Source organism: Vibrio gigantis (assembly GCF_024347515.1).
Taxonomy (GTDB): Bacteria; Pseudomonadota; Gammaproteobacteria; order Enterobacterales; family Vibrionaceae; genus Vibrio; species Vibrio gigantis.
In genome coordinates, this window is sequence record NZ_AP025493.1 from 1812694 (window position 1) to 1830381 (window position 17688).

13 protein-coding genes and 2 pseudogenes are annotated in these 17688 nt (G+C 42.8%); 12 read left to right on the forward strand and 3 right to left on the reverse strand.

Annotation, left to right across the window (positions count from 1 at the left end; translation table 11 throughout):
• Nucleotides 1-85 precede the first annotated feature (85 nt).
• The gene (locus OCV56_RS24065) at nt 86-715 is read left to right on the forward strand and encodes a hypothetical protein (RefSeq protein ID WP_025524006.1); all 630 of its coding nucleotides are present in this window, start codon (nt 86-88) and stop codon (nt 713-715) included.
• Between the two features lie 116 nt (nt 716-831).
• Nucleotides 832-1173, forward strand: a complete 342-nt coding sequence (locus OCV56_RS24070) for a hypothetical protein (RefSeq protein ID WP_139061217.1) — start codon at nt 832-834, stop codon at nt 1171-1173.
• A gap of 84 nt (nt 1174-1257) precedes the next feature.
• Here the strand turns inward: OCV56_RS24070 and OCV56_RS24075 are convergent.
• Both OCV56_RS24075 and OCV56_RS24080 read right to left on the reverse strand, forming a co-directional pair.
• Nucleotides 1258-1584 (reverse strand): annotated as a pseudogene (locus tag OCV56_RS24075) (ATP-binding protein); the annotation flags it as partial.
• A 19-nt stretch (nt 1585-1603) separates the two neighbouring features.
• Nucleotides 1604-2257 carry a HEPN domain-containing protein gene (locus OCV56_RS24080; protein WP_029805244.1) on the reverse strand — a complete coding sequence of 218 codons (654 nt, stop codon included), beginning with the start codon at nt 2255-2257 and terminating at the stop codon, nt 1604-1606.
• 647 nt (nt 2258-2904) lie between these two features.
• Between OCV56_RS24080 and OCV56_RS24085 the strand changes: the two genes are divergently transcribed.
• Entirely contained in the window at nt 2905-3327 is a 423-nt protein-coding gene (locus OCV56_RS24085) for an ATP-binding protein (RefSeq protein ID WP_025796296.1), read from the forward strand.
• Nucleotides 3324-3716 carry a hypothetical protein gene (locus OCV56_RS24090; protein WP_025796295.1) on the forward strand — a complete coding sequence of 131 codons (393 nt, stop codon included), beginning with the start codon at nt 3324-3326 and terminating at the stop codon, nt 3714-3716. The genes OCV56_RS24085 and OCV56_RS24090 overlap by 4 nt, the downstream gene beginning before the upstream one ends.
• Nucleotides 3717-3728: 12 nt before the next feature.
• Here OCV56_RS24090 and OCV56_RS24095 read toward each other — a convergent pair.
• Nucleotides 3729-3872: pseudogene (locus OCV56_RS24095) on the reverse strand (DUF4113 domain-containing protein); the annotation flags it as partial.
• A 106-nt stretch (nt 3873-3978) separates the two neighbouring features.
• Here OCV56_RS24095 and OCV56_RS24100 point away from each other — a divergent pair.
• The 8 genes from OCV56_RS24100 (at nt 3979) to OCV56_RS24135 (ending at nt 17680) form a co-directional block, all read left to right on the forward strand.
• Nucleotides 3979-4866, forward strand: a complete 888-nt coding sequence (locus tag OCV56_RS24100) for a helix-turn-helix transcriptional regulator (protein WP_086712894.1) — start codon at nt 3979-3981, stop codon at nt 4864-4866.
• Nucleotides 4859-5638 (forward strand): hypothetical protein, encoded by a 780-nt coding sequence (locus OCV56_RS24105; protein ID WP_001088014.1) that lies wholly within the window; start codon nt 4859-4861, stop codon nt 5636-5638. Before OCV56_RS24100 ends, OCV56_RS24105 begins: the two co-directional genes overlap by 8 nt.
• The gene (locus OCV56_RS24110) at nt 5638-6183 is read left to right on the forward strand and encodes a BREX protein BrxB domain-containing protein (RefSeq protein WP_001283833.1); all 546 of its coding nucleotides are present in this window, start codon (nt 5638-5640) and stop codon (nt 6181-6183) included. Before OCV56_RS24105 ends, OCV56_RS24110 begins: the two co-directional genes overlap by 1 nt.
• A gap of 12 nt (nt 6184-6195) precedes the next feature.
• Entirely contained in the window at nt 6196-9669 is a 3474-nt protein-coding gene (gene brxC, locus OCV56_RS24115; protein ID WP_086712895.1) for a BREX system P-loop protein BrxC, read from the forward strand.
• A gap of 153 nt (nt 9670-9822) precedes the next feature.
• Entirely contained in the window at nt 9823-13254 is a 3432-nt protein-coding gene (locus tag OCV56_RS24120) for an Eco57I restriction-modification methylase domain-containing protein (RefSeq protein WP_150330725.1), read from the forward strand.
• The gene (locus OCV56_RS24125; protein ID WP_086716256.1) at nt 13247-14935 is read left to right on the forward strand and encodes a DUF262 domain-containing protein; all 1689 of its coding nucleotides are present in this window, start codon (nt 13247-13249) and stop codon (nt 14933-14935) included. The genes OCV56_RS24120 and OCV56_RS24125 overlap by 8 nt, the downstream gene beginning before the upstream one ends.
• Entirely contained in the window at nt 14922-16964 is a 2043-nt protein-coding gene (gene pglZ / locus OCV56_RS24130) for a BREX-1 system phosphatase PglZ type B (RefSeq protein ID WP_130200311.1), read from the forward strand. Before OCV56_RS24125 ends, pglZ begins: the two co-directional genes overlap by 14 nt.
• Entirely contained in the window at nt 16964-17680 is a 717-nt protein-coding gene (locus OCV56_RS24135; protein WP_005376178.1) for a zeta toxin family protein, read from the forward strand. Before pglZ ends, OCV56_RS24135 begins: the two co-directional genes overlap by 1 nt.
• Nucleotides 17681-17688: the final 8 nt, after the last annotated feature.

The following is a 17688-nucleotide window of genomic DNA, read 5'->3' on the forward strand; positions in this document are numbered from 1 at the left end:
GATGAGTTATTAAACATCTCCCTAGGACATTGGGTGAGGTGTTTTAATATCCGCAAAACCAACAAAACCAATAAGAGGAATTCTCATGGCGATTAATCGAAGACACACACCTCAAGACTCGCTGACGATGAAACAAGTAGCCAAGCTTGTTCTAGTTACCTATTGCAATTCGCCTGATTATAAAGAAGCAGCAAGAGAACAGATTGACCCTAAATTTAAATTGCAGGAGACCGTCGTTCAACAGATTTTAGGAATGCCATTATCTGATCAAGATAGAAAACAAATCGTGCGAGAGCTTAACTTACTTGGTTGGGAAGTCGCAATCAACGCATGCTACTGGCTGATTTTTACTATCAGGGATATACACCTCTGGCATGATGCTGGAACGTTTGTCGATCAACCTCTATTGGAGGCACTTCACTCGAACCCAGAACCTCATCCTCTAGGTCTAACTTGCGGAATGGATGTTACGGCAAATGAAGTAGCCAAATTTAATGGTTATAGCGAAATAGACATTATTGATGAACTGGCTCAGAACCGCTATCACAAGGCTTCTGATGAGCAAATCGATGAGTTTGAGGCTACTGGAGATACATCGGTGCTCGGTATTGAAGACGATGAACAGTTGCCTCTTGATACATTTACCTTCTGGCAATACGTTGATTTCTACCTTGCAAAAAAAGGACTCAATCGATTCGCACCTCTAATCCGCTAATATTAACAACGCCCCACTTTTGGGGCTTTAAGGTCGATGACATGAACTTGACCATATGCCTTACATTACAGGTAAACCATCTTTATGACTTACTTGAAAGGCAAAAACAGAATTCCGTGAAACTAGAAGAACAAGTTACATTACTGGAGCTTCAGTTGGATTTGCTCAAGCTAAATCAGCAGATAAGCACGGTAGACCAGCTCGGATCGAACCCTGAGGCCCTATACTTAAGCCAATACCTCCGCCGACGAATTCTTTTATTCAAAAGGCAGTTTAGTGATGTTGCCAGCACTGAGCTATTTCGCAATAAACTACCTACCGAAAAGTTCGAACAAGTCTTGTTTTTGTTTATTGAAACATTAAACCGAAATATCAATACGTTAGAAGTCTGTGGTTCTGTTCAAAAAGACTTTGTCAGCCCCGATGTAAAAATGGTGCCTCGACGACAACGTCGATAAGTGGGTAACTGTCAGATAAGATCTAAATTAGTACACATCAGGGAAGTGCGTATTTCGGTGATTGCGGCTGCTCGTTTCGGTTTATTCAGAACACCAGTCATAAAGGATTAGTAAGGCTTGATTAGCGAGCGATTTGAGTTGCTTTTGATAGCTACCATCCAGACGATCTGTGGTCAGGTCATCTAGCAAGCGAGTTAATCGGTAGTACCTAACAGTTTGTTGTTGGCCGCAGTCTGCCAGTGCGCAACTAAGGTATGTTTTGCCTGCACCAGTTTGGGCAGTGATTAAGATGTTCTGGTGCTTGTATAGATAACTGCCCATCAGAAGCTCGCTCATCTGCTTGCGGTTGAGATTTCGTCCCTCTTTGTAGATGAGTTGGCTCGGCTGAGCATTCACTCTCAGCTCAGCTTGGCTTGTCGTTTTCTTTTATCTAATCTTGGATTAGTGGGTACACAGGATCTCCCCACAATTCACTGCTTGAATTCATCATGATTTTAATTATAGTTGGTAATATCTTTTCTAGCAGAGCAGTACAGTCTCGTAGTTGTTTACGGTTCGCTGAGCTACCGTAGGTTGCTCCGCCATGAATAATTTGGTTACGCAGTGTGTATAGACGAGCAAATACAATCGAAAGAACAGATGCAGTATTGTTGTGCCCTAGAGCGGCATTAGCAGCAATCTTGGCCTTACTACGGGCTTCTTTCCATTCACGTTCGGTGATACGCCCTGCATGGTAATTCCAATAACTTTCTAGAATAAATTCATTATCCAATACAGATCTTATTGCACCTGAGTAATTATGCCAGACGATGTCTGATAATAAATTTTCAGTATCCAACTCAACAAGTCGTGTCAAAAACTCTTGGTAAAGTCCTCTTTCTCCATAGTTAACTTTTTGTTCAAAGTCTTGTGCGTAAGCAGAGTTAAAAGCGATCCAGAGGAAAGTAAATTTTGAGTCGTCGTCATCACATGACTCTGCTTGCTGAAACCAACTCAATGAACGATGTACTCTAGTTGAAAGAGCTTGGGAGTAGTTTTCCCGCTCGTTGCGGTGACGTTTTTTTAAAGTATCGAAAGTAAGCATTTGTTCCTCGTTTATTATCATTATGGGTGAGTTATTATGGAGTTGATTAACTCATGATTAGCCATTACTGTAACCTGACATGGATAAAATACACTTAAATATGTTATTTATATCTGAAACTTTACCTAATTGCGATTTGATCGTCTCCCTCATATTGCTTAATCGTATCTAGAATTATTGGACAATAGTTTCTGTAATTGATTTATGATTAAGAGGGGGAGCTTTGTTGCGTAATCCAATAGAACTAAATCAATCAATATTGCTCGACAAAGGCCAATCATTTGTTCTATGCGGCGTTAGCCGCTTTCAATCAGCACTGCTTTCGCAGTGCATCAATCGATGTTTGATTCATGGTCAACAAACCATCTTTACCCTTTATTGGGGGTAGTCTGTCGTTTACCCCCAATAAGGGGTAAACCGATGGTTTGTTTTTATTAGATATAAATAGCGTCAAAAGTAAATGATAAGCCTTTGTTTTTATTGAAATAAATTGTTGACGAAAAGATTTTTATACGTTTTAATAAGCTTGAACACTCTCTATCTCAATTTGTATAAAGATTGAGTTAAATAAATTAAACAATATCAAAGAATTCATCACCTTATCGGTGAGAGGAGGGAATTATTTTTTAATAAAAGGAAACGCCAAAATGGCCAAGCAAACACTTACCCTTGTGCGTGGATTACCAGGCTCTGGAAAGTCTACATACGCAAAAACTCTCGATGCTGTCTTAGTTGAAGCTGACCAATTTTTTATCGATAGAAACGATACCTACCAATACGACCCCGCTCTAATCAAAAATGCTCATGCCTGGTGTAAACTCGAAACAAAGCGTTTACTTCGTGCAGGATTTGACGTTGTGGTTGCAAACACATTTGTAAAAAACTGGGAAATGTCATTTTACAAATCACTTGCGGATGAGATGAATGTATCATTCGAAGTCATTGAGATAAATGGGAAATACCAAAATATTCATGGCGTACCTGATGCTGTCATTACTCGAATGAGTAAACAGTTTGAGAAGTTAAATCCTGCATTGATGTCTTCAGCTGCAATGGAGGCGTCACAATGAGTTCAATAAAAATTAAGGGTTTAGATGAAGCGCTCAAATCAGTGCAAAAAAGTTCACGTGCTAGAGAATTAACTAGCGAAGGTGTCTATAAAATACTCAACGAAGTGCAGCAGACTTTAGATACTTATCTATTTAAAAAGGATCAGGTAGGTATTCAAGTGTTGGTTACAGTTTATACAAAAGTTGCGGGTTCATACCAGGGCATACCATATTCAACTTTTGTTGAAGTTGAACGCGGTAAAACCGTGTGGAAATTGAACAACGTGTATCGCGCTATAGGGATTGCAGCGGACGCAAAGATCCTTAATTCGGAAAAATTTGCTGATCAGATTTATTGTAAAGCTGAAAAGAAACTCAATAGACTGGTATATCCTGACATAGAATTGTAGATTGTGAGATAGCTAGCTCTTGATCTTCGGTAAATCGACCCACCGTGTCGTATATTGCGGCGTTAACATTTGACGCCGCATTTGCACTTCTGCGATTCCCCCTTGTTCCACACACCCAAATCTTTGGTTTAACGTATCATAAACATCCATTAATTCTGAACCTTACACTTCATTTCTATATCATATGGTCTAATCATTTTGATTGTACCATGCTCGTATTAGGAGTATATTAACTGTCAGATATTCTCAACAGAAGTTTCTGATGAAAAAACTCGAACAATTACCTCACGCTCAAAGAGAACGCTTGGCGTTTATCGATTTTAGTTTGAGCTACTTTGGTGAGATTGCTAGAGCCGATCTCATTGCAAAATTTCAAACAGGTTTAGCCGCAGCAACTCGTGACTTCGCTACTTATAAAGAGTTTGCTCCATGTAACCTAGAGCTAATTCATCAATCGAAGTCTTATCATCGTACAGAGCAGTTTGTGCCTCTGTTTGAGCACGATCCAGATACCGTTTTAGTGAGCCTTGCTAGAGGATTTGGTGATGGATTGGCGAGTCAACTGGAAAACAGCCAAGTTTGTATCCAGCCACAACAGTTGAATCAACCTTCGACTGACATCCTGTCGGCGGTTATGCGTGCCATACACCAAAAATCTGCCCTTAAGATTAAGTACGTTTCCCTTAGCTCTGGTAACTCAGCAAGAGTAATTGTGCCTCATAGCCTCGCGAATAACGGCAGTCGTTGGCATGTTCGTGCTTATGACCGTTCGACAAGTTCTTTTCGTGATTTCGTTCTTACTCGCATCAAATCCGCGAGCCTTGCTCAGAATGAAATCGATAGTGTGAAAGAATCGATTTCAGCAGACAAGCAGTGGAACCGCATTGTTGATTTAACCTTTATTCCTCATCCAGCAGCAAAACACCCTGAAGCGATAGAGCTTGATTACAGAATGGTTAATGGCAAACTTCAAGTCGAATGCCGTGCTGCGCTGGCGGGCTATTTGCTAAACCAATGGAATGTGGATTGCTCAAGTACATATCAATTAAACCCACAGCAATACCATTTAGCGCTGGAAGAAAATGCAGTTATATATGGTGTTGAGACTGCGAGTTTAGCCCCTGGTTACAAAGGCAATAACAATGAATAGCCAAGCTTACCTCAAAGCACTGGGTTTTAAGTTCGGTAATAGTGGTGCTCATACATCTCGCAGCATGATGATAGAAGAGCTGAAGATCTTATTATTTGGGCGACCTGAAAACGCGACACTAGAAGACTACAGGGAAGATATTGAAGTATTCAATGTCCTTCAAAAACCAAGCGAAAATGCACGTAAGTACAGTTTCCAACCTCTGGCTTCAATGTATGGTTTATCACCTGATATTTTCCTCTTTAAAGTATTTCGAGATTGGTGGGAGCTGCATGAAGGCTCTCAACCGATTCTAGCGTTACAACTTGCTGTCGCCAGAGACCCACTGTTGCGTAGTTCTTCGGAAGTGATTTTGAGCCTAGAACCAGGTCAACACTTAGCTAGAGAGATGATGGAGACGTTTCTATCAAAAGATGACCCTGAACGTTTCAGCAAGGCATCACTAAAATCTTTCGCACAAAACATTAATGGTACCTGGACGCAAGCAGGATACCTATCTGGGAGAGCAAAGAAGTACCGAAAAATCCCAGAAATTAGTTATGTGAATGTCGCATACGCTCTATTTCTAGCCCATTGTCACGGGCTTAGCGGGCAACGTCTATTTGATAGTTTCTGGTGTCGTATGTTGGCTCAAGATAAAGAACGATTGTTTGAACTAGCACATAGAGCATCGCTAAGAGGAATGATTAACTTCAAACAAGCAAGTGAAGTGGTTGAAGTAACTTTCCCTGGTCTAGTCATGCCCGAATTTAACGAATCTGAGGACGAGTGATGTCAGATCGATTATCCAAGCTACTAACAAGCTTTGAAAAACACATTAGTATTCCATGGCCAGTGGCGGTTTCTGCTGATGAGCGAACCATATTTCTGGTCTACCACAAAGAAGATGAGCTAAAACTTCGTGCGCGTGTCGAAGAGTTTGAACAAGCATGTGTTAAGCATAACCACCCATGGCAACTGCTAGATTTGACTCATAGTTTTGAAAACTGGATGTCGGCTCAAGACTACAAAGAAACGTATTTTGAAGATCCTGAGTATCTCAAAGGACTCTACGATGACTTCGCCGATGAGCTAGTTGAAGAACTGACCAATAAAGTCGAGTCAAATCAAACAGAAGATGGCGTCATAGCTCTTCTTGGCTGCGGCACTCTATTTGGCTTCGCATCTGTGTCGGGTGTCGTAGAGTCTTTAGCTGAAAAGGTGACAGGGCGCTTAGTAGTCTTCTTCCCTGGTGAAGTACAAAACAACAACTATCAATTATTAGATGCGAAAGACGGTTGGGGATATCACGCAACCGCGATTTCGGCAACGTCATAAGGGCTTTATTCAATGTTAAACCGTGAAATTTTCGTAAACGATCCTGTTAGTAGTCGCTTAGCTAACAACGGCGTCGCTCAAGTAAAGGATGACCTGTCTAAAGGTGCTCTAGATACGCTTGAATATGAGTTGCGTACATTCGTTTGTGATGGAGCATATGCCAAAGGCATGGACAGCATTCTGAGCAACTATTTGTCAGCGTTTAAGACGAACAATGAGCAACCAGGCGTATGGATCAGTGGCTTCTTTGGTTCAGGTAAATCTCACCTTGCTAAAATGCTGCGCACACTCTGGACAAACCAAACGCTAAACAACGGCTCTGATGCTCGTTCAATCGCAGATTTACCTGAGCACATTGCGAAGCATTTCGATGAGTTATCATCAATTGCAGCTGGTAACGGTGGCCTTCATGCAGCTTCAGGCACTTTGGGGGCAGGTGCTGGCGATAAAGTTCGTATGGCGTTTCTTGGCATCATTTTTAAATCAGCAGGTTTACCCGAGCAATATCACCTAGCACGTTTTGTCATGTGGCTAAAAGCGGAAGGTGTTTTTGAACAAGTTAAGTCGTTTGTCGAAGCCAAGGCAAAAGTGAAAGAGGGTGTAGACCCTTGGACGAAAGAGCTTAAAAACTTGCACGTATCCCCAATCATGCATGATGCGGTTCTACAAGCAATTCCTGGCATTGGCGCAGATCTGAAAGAAGTGCGCGAGATGCTACGTGCCCAATACAAGATCGTTGATGATGTAACAAACGATGAAATGGTCTCTGCGATTGTTGATGCCATTTCCAATGACGGCGAATTACCACTAACTCTAGTTGTTCTGGATGAGGTGCAACAGTACATCGGTGACAACGTTCAAAAAGCGTTTGATGTACAAGAAGTAGTCGAGACCTGTAGTGGCGCTAGTGCACTTAAGTCAAAGCTATTGTTTGTTGCAACAGGTCAAAGTGCCTTGTCTGGTATGGCAAACCTCCAACGTTTAATGGGTCGTTTCCAAGTTCCTGTGCAGTTGGAAGATACAGATGTAGACGCAGTAATTCGTAAAGTCATCCTTCAAAAGAAAGCTTCAGCAGAAAATGCAGTTAAAACGGTCGTCGATGACAACTTAGGTGAGATTTCTCGTCATCTACGTGGTAGCACCATTGAGCACAATAAAGATGATGAGAAGTGGATGGTGCCAGACTATCCGCTACTTCCAGTTCGCCGCCGTTTTTGGGAGCGTATCTTACCAGCGCTAGATAAAACGGGTACAGGTTCTCAACTGCGTAACCAACTCCGTGTTGTGCATGAAGCATTAAAGACAACGGCAGACAAAGAGCTGGGCTACGTTGTTCCCGCTGACTTTCTTTATGATCAGATTTCAACGAATCTACTGCAAACAGGTGTGATCTCTAAAGATATCTACGAAACCATCAGCCGTAAGCGTGGTGGTGATGCTGATGCGCAACTGCAAGGTCGTTTACTCTCTCTAATCTTACTGATTAGTAAGCTACCAGCAGAGATGGAGTACGGCATTTATGCAACAGTAGATACGTTATCTGATTTGCTATTAGAGGATCTACAAAACGATAAATACAAGCTTCGCCCACTTGTGCCAAAGATGCTGCAACAGCTTGAAGATGAACACCTCATCATGGCTCGTGAAACTGACAAGGGGCGAGAGTTCAGTTTACAAACGGTAGAAAGCCAAGCTTGGTATGACGAGTTTCGCCGCCAAGAAAACGATCTTATGGGTAACCCTCAGACGTTAGAGGCGTACCGTACAAAAGAAATCCAGCGTTATATTACTAAGCAAGTGGCTCAAGCTCGAATTACTCAGGGTGAAGTAGCAGAGCCACGAGTGATCAACGTGTCCTTTGACTCAGAGTTGCCAAGTGAAGCTACAAAACGGATTTATGCCTGGGCACCAGAGCAAACCGAGAAGCAATTTAACGACCTTTCTCGTGGCGCTGATCCAGATGGTGCCACCATCTTCGTTTATGTGCCAACTCTCCACCGTAGTGAGCTTAAGAATGCCATTGTTGCGCTTAAAGCAGCAGAGAACACGCTAGAGGTTCGTGGCCGAGCAACAACAGAAGCGGGTAAAGACGCCTTACAGGCAATGGAAACGCGCTTAAGTGAAGCCGAACGTGCCAAGAAAGGCTATTTGAGCGATATCTTCTCACAGATACAAGTCCGTTTGGCTGGTGGTCAAGAAGTTGAAGGCGAAACTCTTGCAGAGCAAATCCAAAATGCAGGTGCTTTAGCGTGTCAGCGTTTGTACAACAAATTCAAAATGGCAGACAGCCGTGGCTGGGCTAAAGTCTTTGATCAAGCAAGCAAGCTTGCAGACCCAAATGCGCTTGAAGCGGTAGGCTTCAACGGAGAAGCGAATCAACAACCCGTGTGTGCAGAGATCTATCGCTTTATTGGAACAATGAAAACGGGTAAGGAGATCCGAGATCATTTTTATGATGCGCCATACGGTTGGGGTAAAGATGTTGTAGATGGTGCGTTATATGCAATGTTAGCAGCGGGAGTGCTACGAGGGTCAGATGTGCAAGAGCGTGCGATTGATGCTAAAAGCCTAGATCGTAGTTCAGTAACGCAAACTAAGTTCCGACCAGAAAACGTAACGCTATCTAAAGTACAACTTATTAAAGTTCGTGGTGTGGTTTCTACCTTGCTTGAAGAAGCATGCAATACGGGTGAAGAGGCAACTAAGCTACCTTTTGCGATTATTAATGCTAAAAACGTGGCTCGTAGTGCGGGTGGTGACGCGCCACTACCTATGGCACCAAGTACAGCTTTGTTATCAGAGCTTGAGATGTACTCAGGTAATGATCAATTACAGAAGGCATTTGATAATAAAGATCAATTGATTAGCGACTTTCAGCAATGGAAAGAACAAGCGCATAAAGCTGAACGTCGTATGAAGCTTTGGAAGAAGTTAACTCAAGCAATGGAGTACTGTTACCCACTTGCTATATACAAAGAGCTGCAACAAGAACAACAGGCGCTCATTACTAACCGAAGCTTGTTATCTGAACCTTGCCCAGTTAAACCATTGCTAGACAAAGCGACCAATGAACTTCGCACGGCGTTGACCGCACATCGTGAACGCTATGAAGAAGAGCATCGCGCTTGTATGTCTGACCTATTAGCAGATGAAAACTGGCAAAAGCTTGATGAAGCAAAGCGTAATGAGTTTTTGAACAAGCGCAGCTTAGACGTTATTCCAGCAATTAATATTGCTGACGAGGACTCGGTATTCAACTCGCTAGATGAAACCAGCTTTGATAGATGGAATGACAAAGTAGCCTTGCTTCCTGGCATCTTCGATGCGGTATTGAAAGATGCAATCAGTGAACTTCAACCTAAAACGAAGTATTGCAAGCTCAATAAACCATTGCTAGAAACGGAAGATGACTTACAGAAGTGGCTAGCTGAAATAGAGCGAGAGCTACGTTCAGAGTTAGAAAATGGGCCAGTTGTACCACAGTAATATCACTTTGTTTTTTGAAACCACCTCCTAAAAGGACATCGCCTAGGAAGAGTTCTCCTAGGCGATTTGAAGTTTGTGGTCAGCGAACACTATCTCAATAGTCTAAATGCTCTTATCTAGGTAGGGCAGACTAATAGAATTAAGAAGAACGATATGAGACAAGCATTAGATAAAACACTGCGTAAAAAGCTAGAAGATACGGTTGTTAAAGCCCGCGATATTGTAGAGCAAGCTGTATTTGAAGCGCTACAACGCTTGGGTGTGGCAGAAGCTCAAGCTCCAAGCTATTTAAGCGAAGAAGAACGTGCGCTACGTAATAAGTTGCGTGCCCACGCTCGTCAGCTCGGCGACAAGCTGAAAGATGGTAAACAGGAAACTGAACGACTAATCAACGAAATGGCCTATGAGCATTGGCATCGTATGCTGTTTGCTCGTTACCTAGAGCAAAACAATCTATTGATGTACGACGAGTACACGCCAGTCACTCTGGACGAATGTTTTGAGCTGGCAGAAGAAGAGCCAGATTGTAAAGACGGTTGGGAGCTTGCAGGTCGCTTAGCACAAAAAATGCTGCCACAAATTTTCCGTGTGGACTCACCTGTTTTCGATATCAAGCTGTCGATGAACCGCGTTGAAGAGTTAGAAAGTCTGATTGCTCAGCTAGACCCTCAAACCTACCAAGCTCAAGACAGCTTAGGTTGGTGTTACCAGTTCTGGCAAACTAAAAAGAAAGATCAGGTTAACAAGTCAGGAGTGAAAATTGGTGCACAGGAACTAAGCCCTGTAACGCAGTTATTCACAGAGCCTTATATGGTGAGTTTCTTACTTGACAATGCGCTTGGTGCTTGGTGGGCCAATAAACGCCTTTCTCAAGATGATTTAATTCGTGCAAACAACGAACAAGAGCTTCGTGAGCTAGCGGCTATTCCTGGGGTCTCCCTAGAGTACCTTCGCTTCTCTAAAGAAGAGGGCGCAGAATCATGGAAACCAGCAGCGGGTGGGTTTGAAAAATGGCCTGAGAACTTATCAGAGCTTAAAACACTTGACCCTTGCTGTGGATCTGGTCACTTCTTAGTGGCTGTGTTCTTAATGCTTGTACCTATGCGTATGCAGCTTGAAGGATTGTCAGAGAAGCAAGCGGTTGATGCGGTACTGCGAGACAATATCCATGGCTTAGAACTAGATCAACGCTGTGTAGAGCTAGCGGCATTTGCGCTGGCTTTAGAAGCATGGCGCTATCCAAATGCAGGCGGCTACCGTGCGTTACCTGAATTTCAATTGGCCTGTTCAGGGATGTCGATTGCTGAAGCGCAAAAAGAGTGGAATGACTTAGCAAAAGGTGATGAAGCATTAACAGATGCCATTGCTTGGATGCAGCATACCTTTAAAGATGCCCCAACTCTAGGAAGCTTGATTGAACCGAAAATAGAATTACAAAATGGCCAAACTCCACCATGGGAGCAGATGCATCTTGCACTAGAAAAAGCAGCAAATGTGAGCAATGAAGTTAAATATCTCACACAAGGTCTAATCAAAAATGCGCAGTTGCTTGCTAGCAATTATCACTGGGTAGTTACTAACGTGCCATATTTGAAAAGAGGTAATCAAGATCCTTTGTTGCAAAAATTTTGTGAAAATAATTATCCGAAATCTAAAGGGGATCTAGCGACTACGTTTATTGAGCGATTTTATGGGTTTTGTGGAAGTCTTGGTATGTCTAGTTCAGTACTTCCTCAAAACTGGATGTTTTTAAAAAGTTATGAAAAATTCAGAGTTAATATTATAAATAACAAGACCATTTCCATGTTAAATCAGCTTGGGAGTGGAGCTTTTGAGGGGATTAGTGGCGAAGTAGTTAATGTCGTACTCTTGATGCTTAAAAATAGTATAGCTAAACCTAACTATTACATAGAAGGATGCGATGTTAGTGGCAATAAAACAACTTCGGACAAAGCTAAGCAATTATCGTGTGGTGTATTAAAACAAGTACAACAAGATGCGCAATTAGCAAACCCCGATAGCCGAGTTAGTTTGGATATTATTCAAGTTGGAGAGAAGTTGGGAGAGCTGGCGGGTGGCTTACATGGACAGGGATCTTTCGACGATCCGTGTTATGTATTTCGTTTTTGGGAGCGAAAAGTAACCAACGAGGGGTGGATTCATCAACAGACAACAGGTTTGGCAGATAAAACATACTCAGGCCTTACTAATATATTCCGCTGGGAAGACGGTCAGGGTATGTTGGCAAACTTCATGGCTGAAAAAGCTAAAGCTGGTTACTCTAGTGGCAAGTGGAAAGCAGGTATAGCTGCTTGGAGCAAGAAAGGCATTTCTATTAGTGGTATGGGTAGGTTATTTATCAATGCCTATAGCGGTGGCTCTTTTGATACTAATGTCGCCACAATTGTTCCAGAGAACGAGCAGCACTTTCTAGCGATGTATTGCTACTTGAACTCTGACGACTTCATCAAAGATATCAGAAGTATAGATAAAAACCTTAAGGTTAGTTGTAATACCTACGTGAAAGTTCCATTTAATCTGAGTGAGTGGTCATCTAAGGCTGATGTGATGTACCCAAATGGCTTTCCTTTGGCTTATACAGATGACCCCACACAATGGATTTTCCACGGTCATCCATGTGCTTCAGTCGTTTGGGATGAAGATACGAAAACTACCACTATTGGAAGTTTGCGCCAAGATTACACTGTACTTCAAGTCGCTATCGCTCGCTTACTTGGCTACCAATGGCCTGCGGAACTTGATCCTGAAATGGAACTCGCGCCAGAAATGCGTGAAGTGATGAAGAAGAACGCTGACTTTGCTGGTTTGATTGATGATGACGGTATTGTTTGTATTCCAGCTGTACGAGGTGAGAAAACGGCAGCTAAGCGTTTAGAAACAATCTTACACAAAGCCTACGGTGATGAGTGGACAAGTTCAGTCGAACAAAATCTACTTAAAGCAGTAAAAGCAAAAGATCTAGAAAGCTGGTTACGTGACAAATTCTTTGACCAGCATTCTAAACTGTTCCAACACCGTCCATTTATTTGGCAAGTTTGGGATGGTTTGAAGGATGGCTTCTCAGCTCTTGTTAACTACCATAAGCTTGATTACAAAGGGCTTGAACGCCTGATTTATACTTACCTAGATGACTGGATCAGTACCCAGAAACGCGACCTAGCTGACGGCAAAGATGGCGCAGACATTCGTTTAACAGCGGCTGAAAACCTCAAAAAACAACTGGAAGCTATCCTGGCAGGTGAAAAGGGCTTGGATATATTCGTGCGCTGGAAACCGTTAGAAGAACAACCTATTGGTTGGAACCCAGACTTGAATGATGGGGTTCGTTTGAACATCCGTCCATTTATGCTAGCGAAAGACGTGGGTAAAAAAGGCGCAGGTGTACTCCGTGGCAAGCCAAACATCCACTGGAAAAAAGACCGAGGCACAGATGTCGCTTCCGCTCCATGGTTTGATCTTGGCCCAGTCTACGGAGAGAAAGAGGGTAGTCGTATTAACGACCATCACCTGACGCTCGCTGAAAAGAAAGCGGCTAGGGAAGCTAAGGAGTCTTCAGGTGTCTAAAAACATTACTGGGGCAGAGTATGCCCTTTCTAAAATCTTTAGTTCAGATTTCGATTATGAAATCCCTCCGTATCAGCGCCCTTATGCTTGGACGACAGAACAAGCAGGAGAGCTATTCGACGACCTGTACGATTTTTATCAACATGAAGCCGAGGAAAGTTATTTCCTCGGTAGTATTGTTTTGGTGAAAGAGGAAAATAAACCTCATTCGCAAGTTATTGATGGTCAACAGCGGCTTACAACATTAACCATATTGATCGCCGCATTGACTTCGTTGATGGAAGATGACGAAGCACGGAACGAATGTTTTACCTACATTCAGGAGCCAGGAAAGAAATTTCAGGGTATTCCAGCAAAACCTCGTTTGGCACTTCGACAGCGTGATCGAGAGTTTTTTGCCAATACAGTCCAAACACTGAAGTTTGATGAGCTTGCTAATATTGATGAAGCTACGTTGGCGAATGAATCTCAGGTAAACATTCGCAAAAATGCTTTGCTACTTCAGGCTAAGTTACGTAAGTCGCTTGTTAACGAACAGTCCCTAATCAATTTTGGCGTGTTTTTAATGACGCGTTGCTTTTTGGTTGCAGTGACATCGCCAAGCCAACAGTCCGCATTTCGTGTTTTTTCTGTCTTGAATAACCGTGGTTTAGATCTTCTACCATCAGATCTCATTAAAGCGGATGCTATAGGCAAGATTGCGGAACAAAAACGAGATGAATTTAATGATACGTGGGAAGCGATCGAAGTAGAAACTGGTCGAGATGATCTAAATGATCTTCTCACCTATATTCGAATGATTTACGCGAAAACCAAGGCAAAACGTGCGTTACTTGAAGAGTTTAAAGAACACGTTTTAATAAAAACACCAGAGCCTGAAACGCTAATCAACGACATCATAATGCCTTACGCTGATGCGTACCTAATAGCGCGTGATTGCGCTTATCTATCTACAGATAATGCTGGAGAAATTAACCAGGTACTTTATTGGTTGAACAAGATTGATAACTCAGATTGGTTACCTGTAGCTATAAGCTACCTTGCTAAATTTGGAACAGATAGTAATGCAGTGTTGGATTTCATCATTCGTCTGGAGCGTTTAGCGGCAAAGCTACATATATGCGCGGCTAACATTAACCAACGTATTGAGCGTTATGCCGATGTGCTTGATTGTATCGAGAGGTCTGACTCGTCAGATGTAGAATCTATAAATCTAACACAAGCTGAAGCACAAGAATTCGTTGACGTTATTAACGGAAACGTTTATCACCTAACGGCTCGAAGACGTAATTACCTTATTCTTAGAACCGATTCTTTCCTTACCGATGGGGCAGCTAAGTACGAGCATTCTGTACTCACTATAGAGCATGTACTACCCCAAACAGTAGAAGTCGAGAGTGATTGGGATAACAACTGGCCTGATGTCGAAGAGAGAGATAAGTGGACACATCGCTTGGCTAACCTTGTTCCTTTGACACAAAGGAGGAACTCTCAAGCTTCAAATTTTGATTTTGAGCGCAAGAAAACCGCATATTTCGGCGGTAAAAGCGGAATCTCGTCCTATGTGTTGACAACGCAGGTTCTAAATGAACCAATATGGACGCCTGAAGTACTAGAACGCCGCCAACAAGAATTAGTAGACCTTTGCAAACAACGTTGGAACCTTGATGTTAGTTGTTAATTATTTAATCGAGCAGTTGCGAAACTCAGCAACTTTTAATAAATCAGTTCAAGTAGCACCTGCTGCCATTTTGTGGACAGACATTGATTGCCAATGGCAATCCGCAATGCCATACATCAAGCAGCAGTTGCCTGAACTAATTGAACTCGGTGAATACAAACCAGAAGAGCGTACAGGCCCAGCGATTTGGGTTAAGTGTGCGATTGCTGCAAAACTAGAAGATTGCAAACTACCAGAAGATAAAACGCCAATCATTTATCTTCCTGGCGTTGGGCGAAAAGATTTGCGAGCTATTGAGCAATGCCCTGAGTATTTACAGCCGTTGGCTGAGCTGCAATACCGTGGTTGCTGGTGGGCGTATAACACGGCTGGACGTGACTGGTCTGTTGGCTCGTTTCTAACTAACCCTAAAGTAGGTCTAGAACTCGACCTTGCAAAAGATACTAAAACCCAAGAAGCAATACTGAAGGTTTTGCCCGATCTACTAGAAACCCCAGCAACGAAGTTGATGGGTAAAAAGTTAGAAGCGGAAGATTTCTACTCTATTGTTCTAGATGATCCTATCAAAGACATTTTGGGATGGTTAAACAACCCAACCGAAAAAGCTGAGCAATGGCAAGGCAGTAAGTGGGATATTTTCAGCCAGTCCTGTATATCAAGGTACGGTTTTGAACCGAGCGAAGCGAATACGGCACTTGCTCTAGATTTGCTCTGTGATGCTCAAGGTGAGTGGCAAGGCGTATGGGAACGATTTGAAGAGACAGCAAGTAACCTCCCTGCACTGGTGGACCGTTTAAAAACAGTAGTACCATCGGGACTTGCTTTTGAAGCACAAAATTATCTATCCGAAAATTTGCGTGATGAGTCCGTTATTGAAGGCGCATTTAAGCAAATAGCAGGCAGTAATCGTGATAACCTGAAGCAGACGTTTACCACATTGTGGCATAACCAACAATCTCGCCAAGATTGGATCTGGTCTCAACTAGGCTTTTCACCTTGGTTAGACATTTTAGAACAAGTTATGATTGTTCTTGAGCATACAGATATTCCATTCACTTCGGGTTCTCCTACGGGCATGGCGGAGTTGTATACCAGTCGCTTCTGGCAGGCTGATGCGGCTGTGCTAGATGCGATGGCAAAAGCAAAAGATATTCACCATCAGAAGTTGGTTGCAGATGTGCTGGCTGTCATTTATACACCGTGGTTGGAAAGGGTGGCGCTTAACTTCCAAGATCAAGTCCGATTGAATGGTTACCCTGGAGATAAACAGTTAAAAGAAACATCAGCAAACTACTCTGTTGGTAGCCAAGTGATTTTCTTTGTTGATGGCCTACGTTTCGATACTGCTAAGCTACTGGAGAACAAACTTTCAGCTATTGATGTAAATACCGATCTCACTTCTCAATGGTCTGCGCTCCCGTCATTGACAGCAACAGCCAAAGCCGCAGTAACACCGCTGGCTGATTTGCTCACGGGTTTAGAGGATAACGATGACTTCATTCCAGCGCTAGCGAGTACACAAGCGTCTTTTAGTAGTCACTACCTTAAGAAGTTACTTGCTGAGCGAGGCTGGCAATACTTAGATGGCCTTGAAACAGGAGAACCGAATGGTTATGCCTGGGTGCAAACAGGAGACCTAGATAACTTAGGTCACAAGCAACAGTTAAAGATGCCACAGTACATCGAGCAGGTGCTGGATGATGTGGTGGCACGAATCCGAGGTCTATTGGACGCAGGGTGGAAGCGAATCAAAATCGTAACTGACCACGGCTGGCTATGGGTGCCAGATGGCTTGCCAAAAGGTGAAATTCACAAGTCATTAGGAACAAACCGCCAACGTCGCTGTGCGATATTGAAGAGTAATGCTCGATACGATGGTTTAGTCGTACCTTGGTTCTGGAATCCGAGTGTTTCTATCGCGATGGCTCCTGGCATCTCAGGCTATGTGTCGGGTGATCACTATAATCACGGTGGTCTGTCATTACAGGAGTGTTTGACGCCTGTATTAAACGTTAGGAACGCTCAGTAATGTCATTTCAAGAAGAGCAGATCACAGAAAAAGCGATTAAAGAAGCCAAGAAGCTCAAAAAGAAGCTAGCAAAAGAAATGGTCGATCACTTACCTCAGGAGGAGTCTGCTGTGTCGGTTTTCATGGCGGGTTCTCCTGGTGCAGGTAAGACCGAAACGGCTCGCAACATGATTAAGACCTTCAAGAAGGAGTCTGGCGTAGATCTTGTTCATATAGAAAATGATGAGTTACGCAAGGTGTTTGAGGATTACGACGGAATAAATTCGCCCTTATTTCAAAGGCCTGCTACTCTTTTAGTAGAAGCGATTCATGATAGAGCATTAAAAAGGGATGTGAGTTTTATATTAGACTCAACGCTCTCTAGTCTTGAAAAAGCCAAAGATAACATCCAGCGTTCTTTAAAACGTAATCGCTATGTTCTTATAATCTTTGTTTATCAAGAGCCAGAGCAGGCTTGGTGTTTAGTTAAAGCAAGAGAGATCGTCGAGGGAAGAAGGGTTCCTGAAGAAGTATTTGTGAATCAGTTTATGGAGTCACAAAGAGTAGTCAGTGAGTTGAAAAAGCTTTTCCAAGATCAAGTTGATATCATTTTCATTGAGAAAAACATTGACGGAAGGAACGAAAGGCCTCATTTTAATGTAAGTGATATTGACGCACTTCTGCGTAAAAAGTACAATCGCGAGTCCTTAGAAGCCATCGTTGGCTTAAATAAGTAATGGAGGGT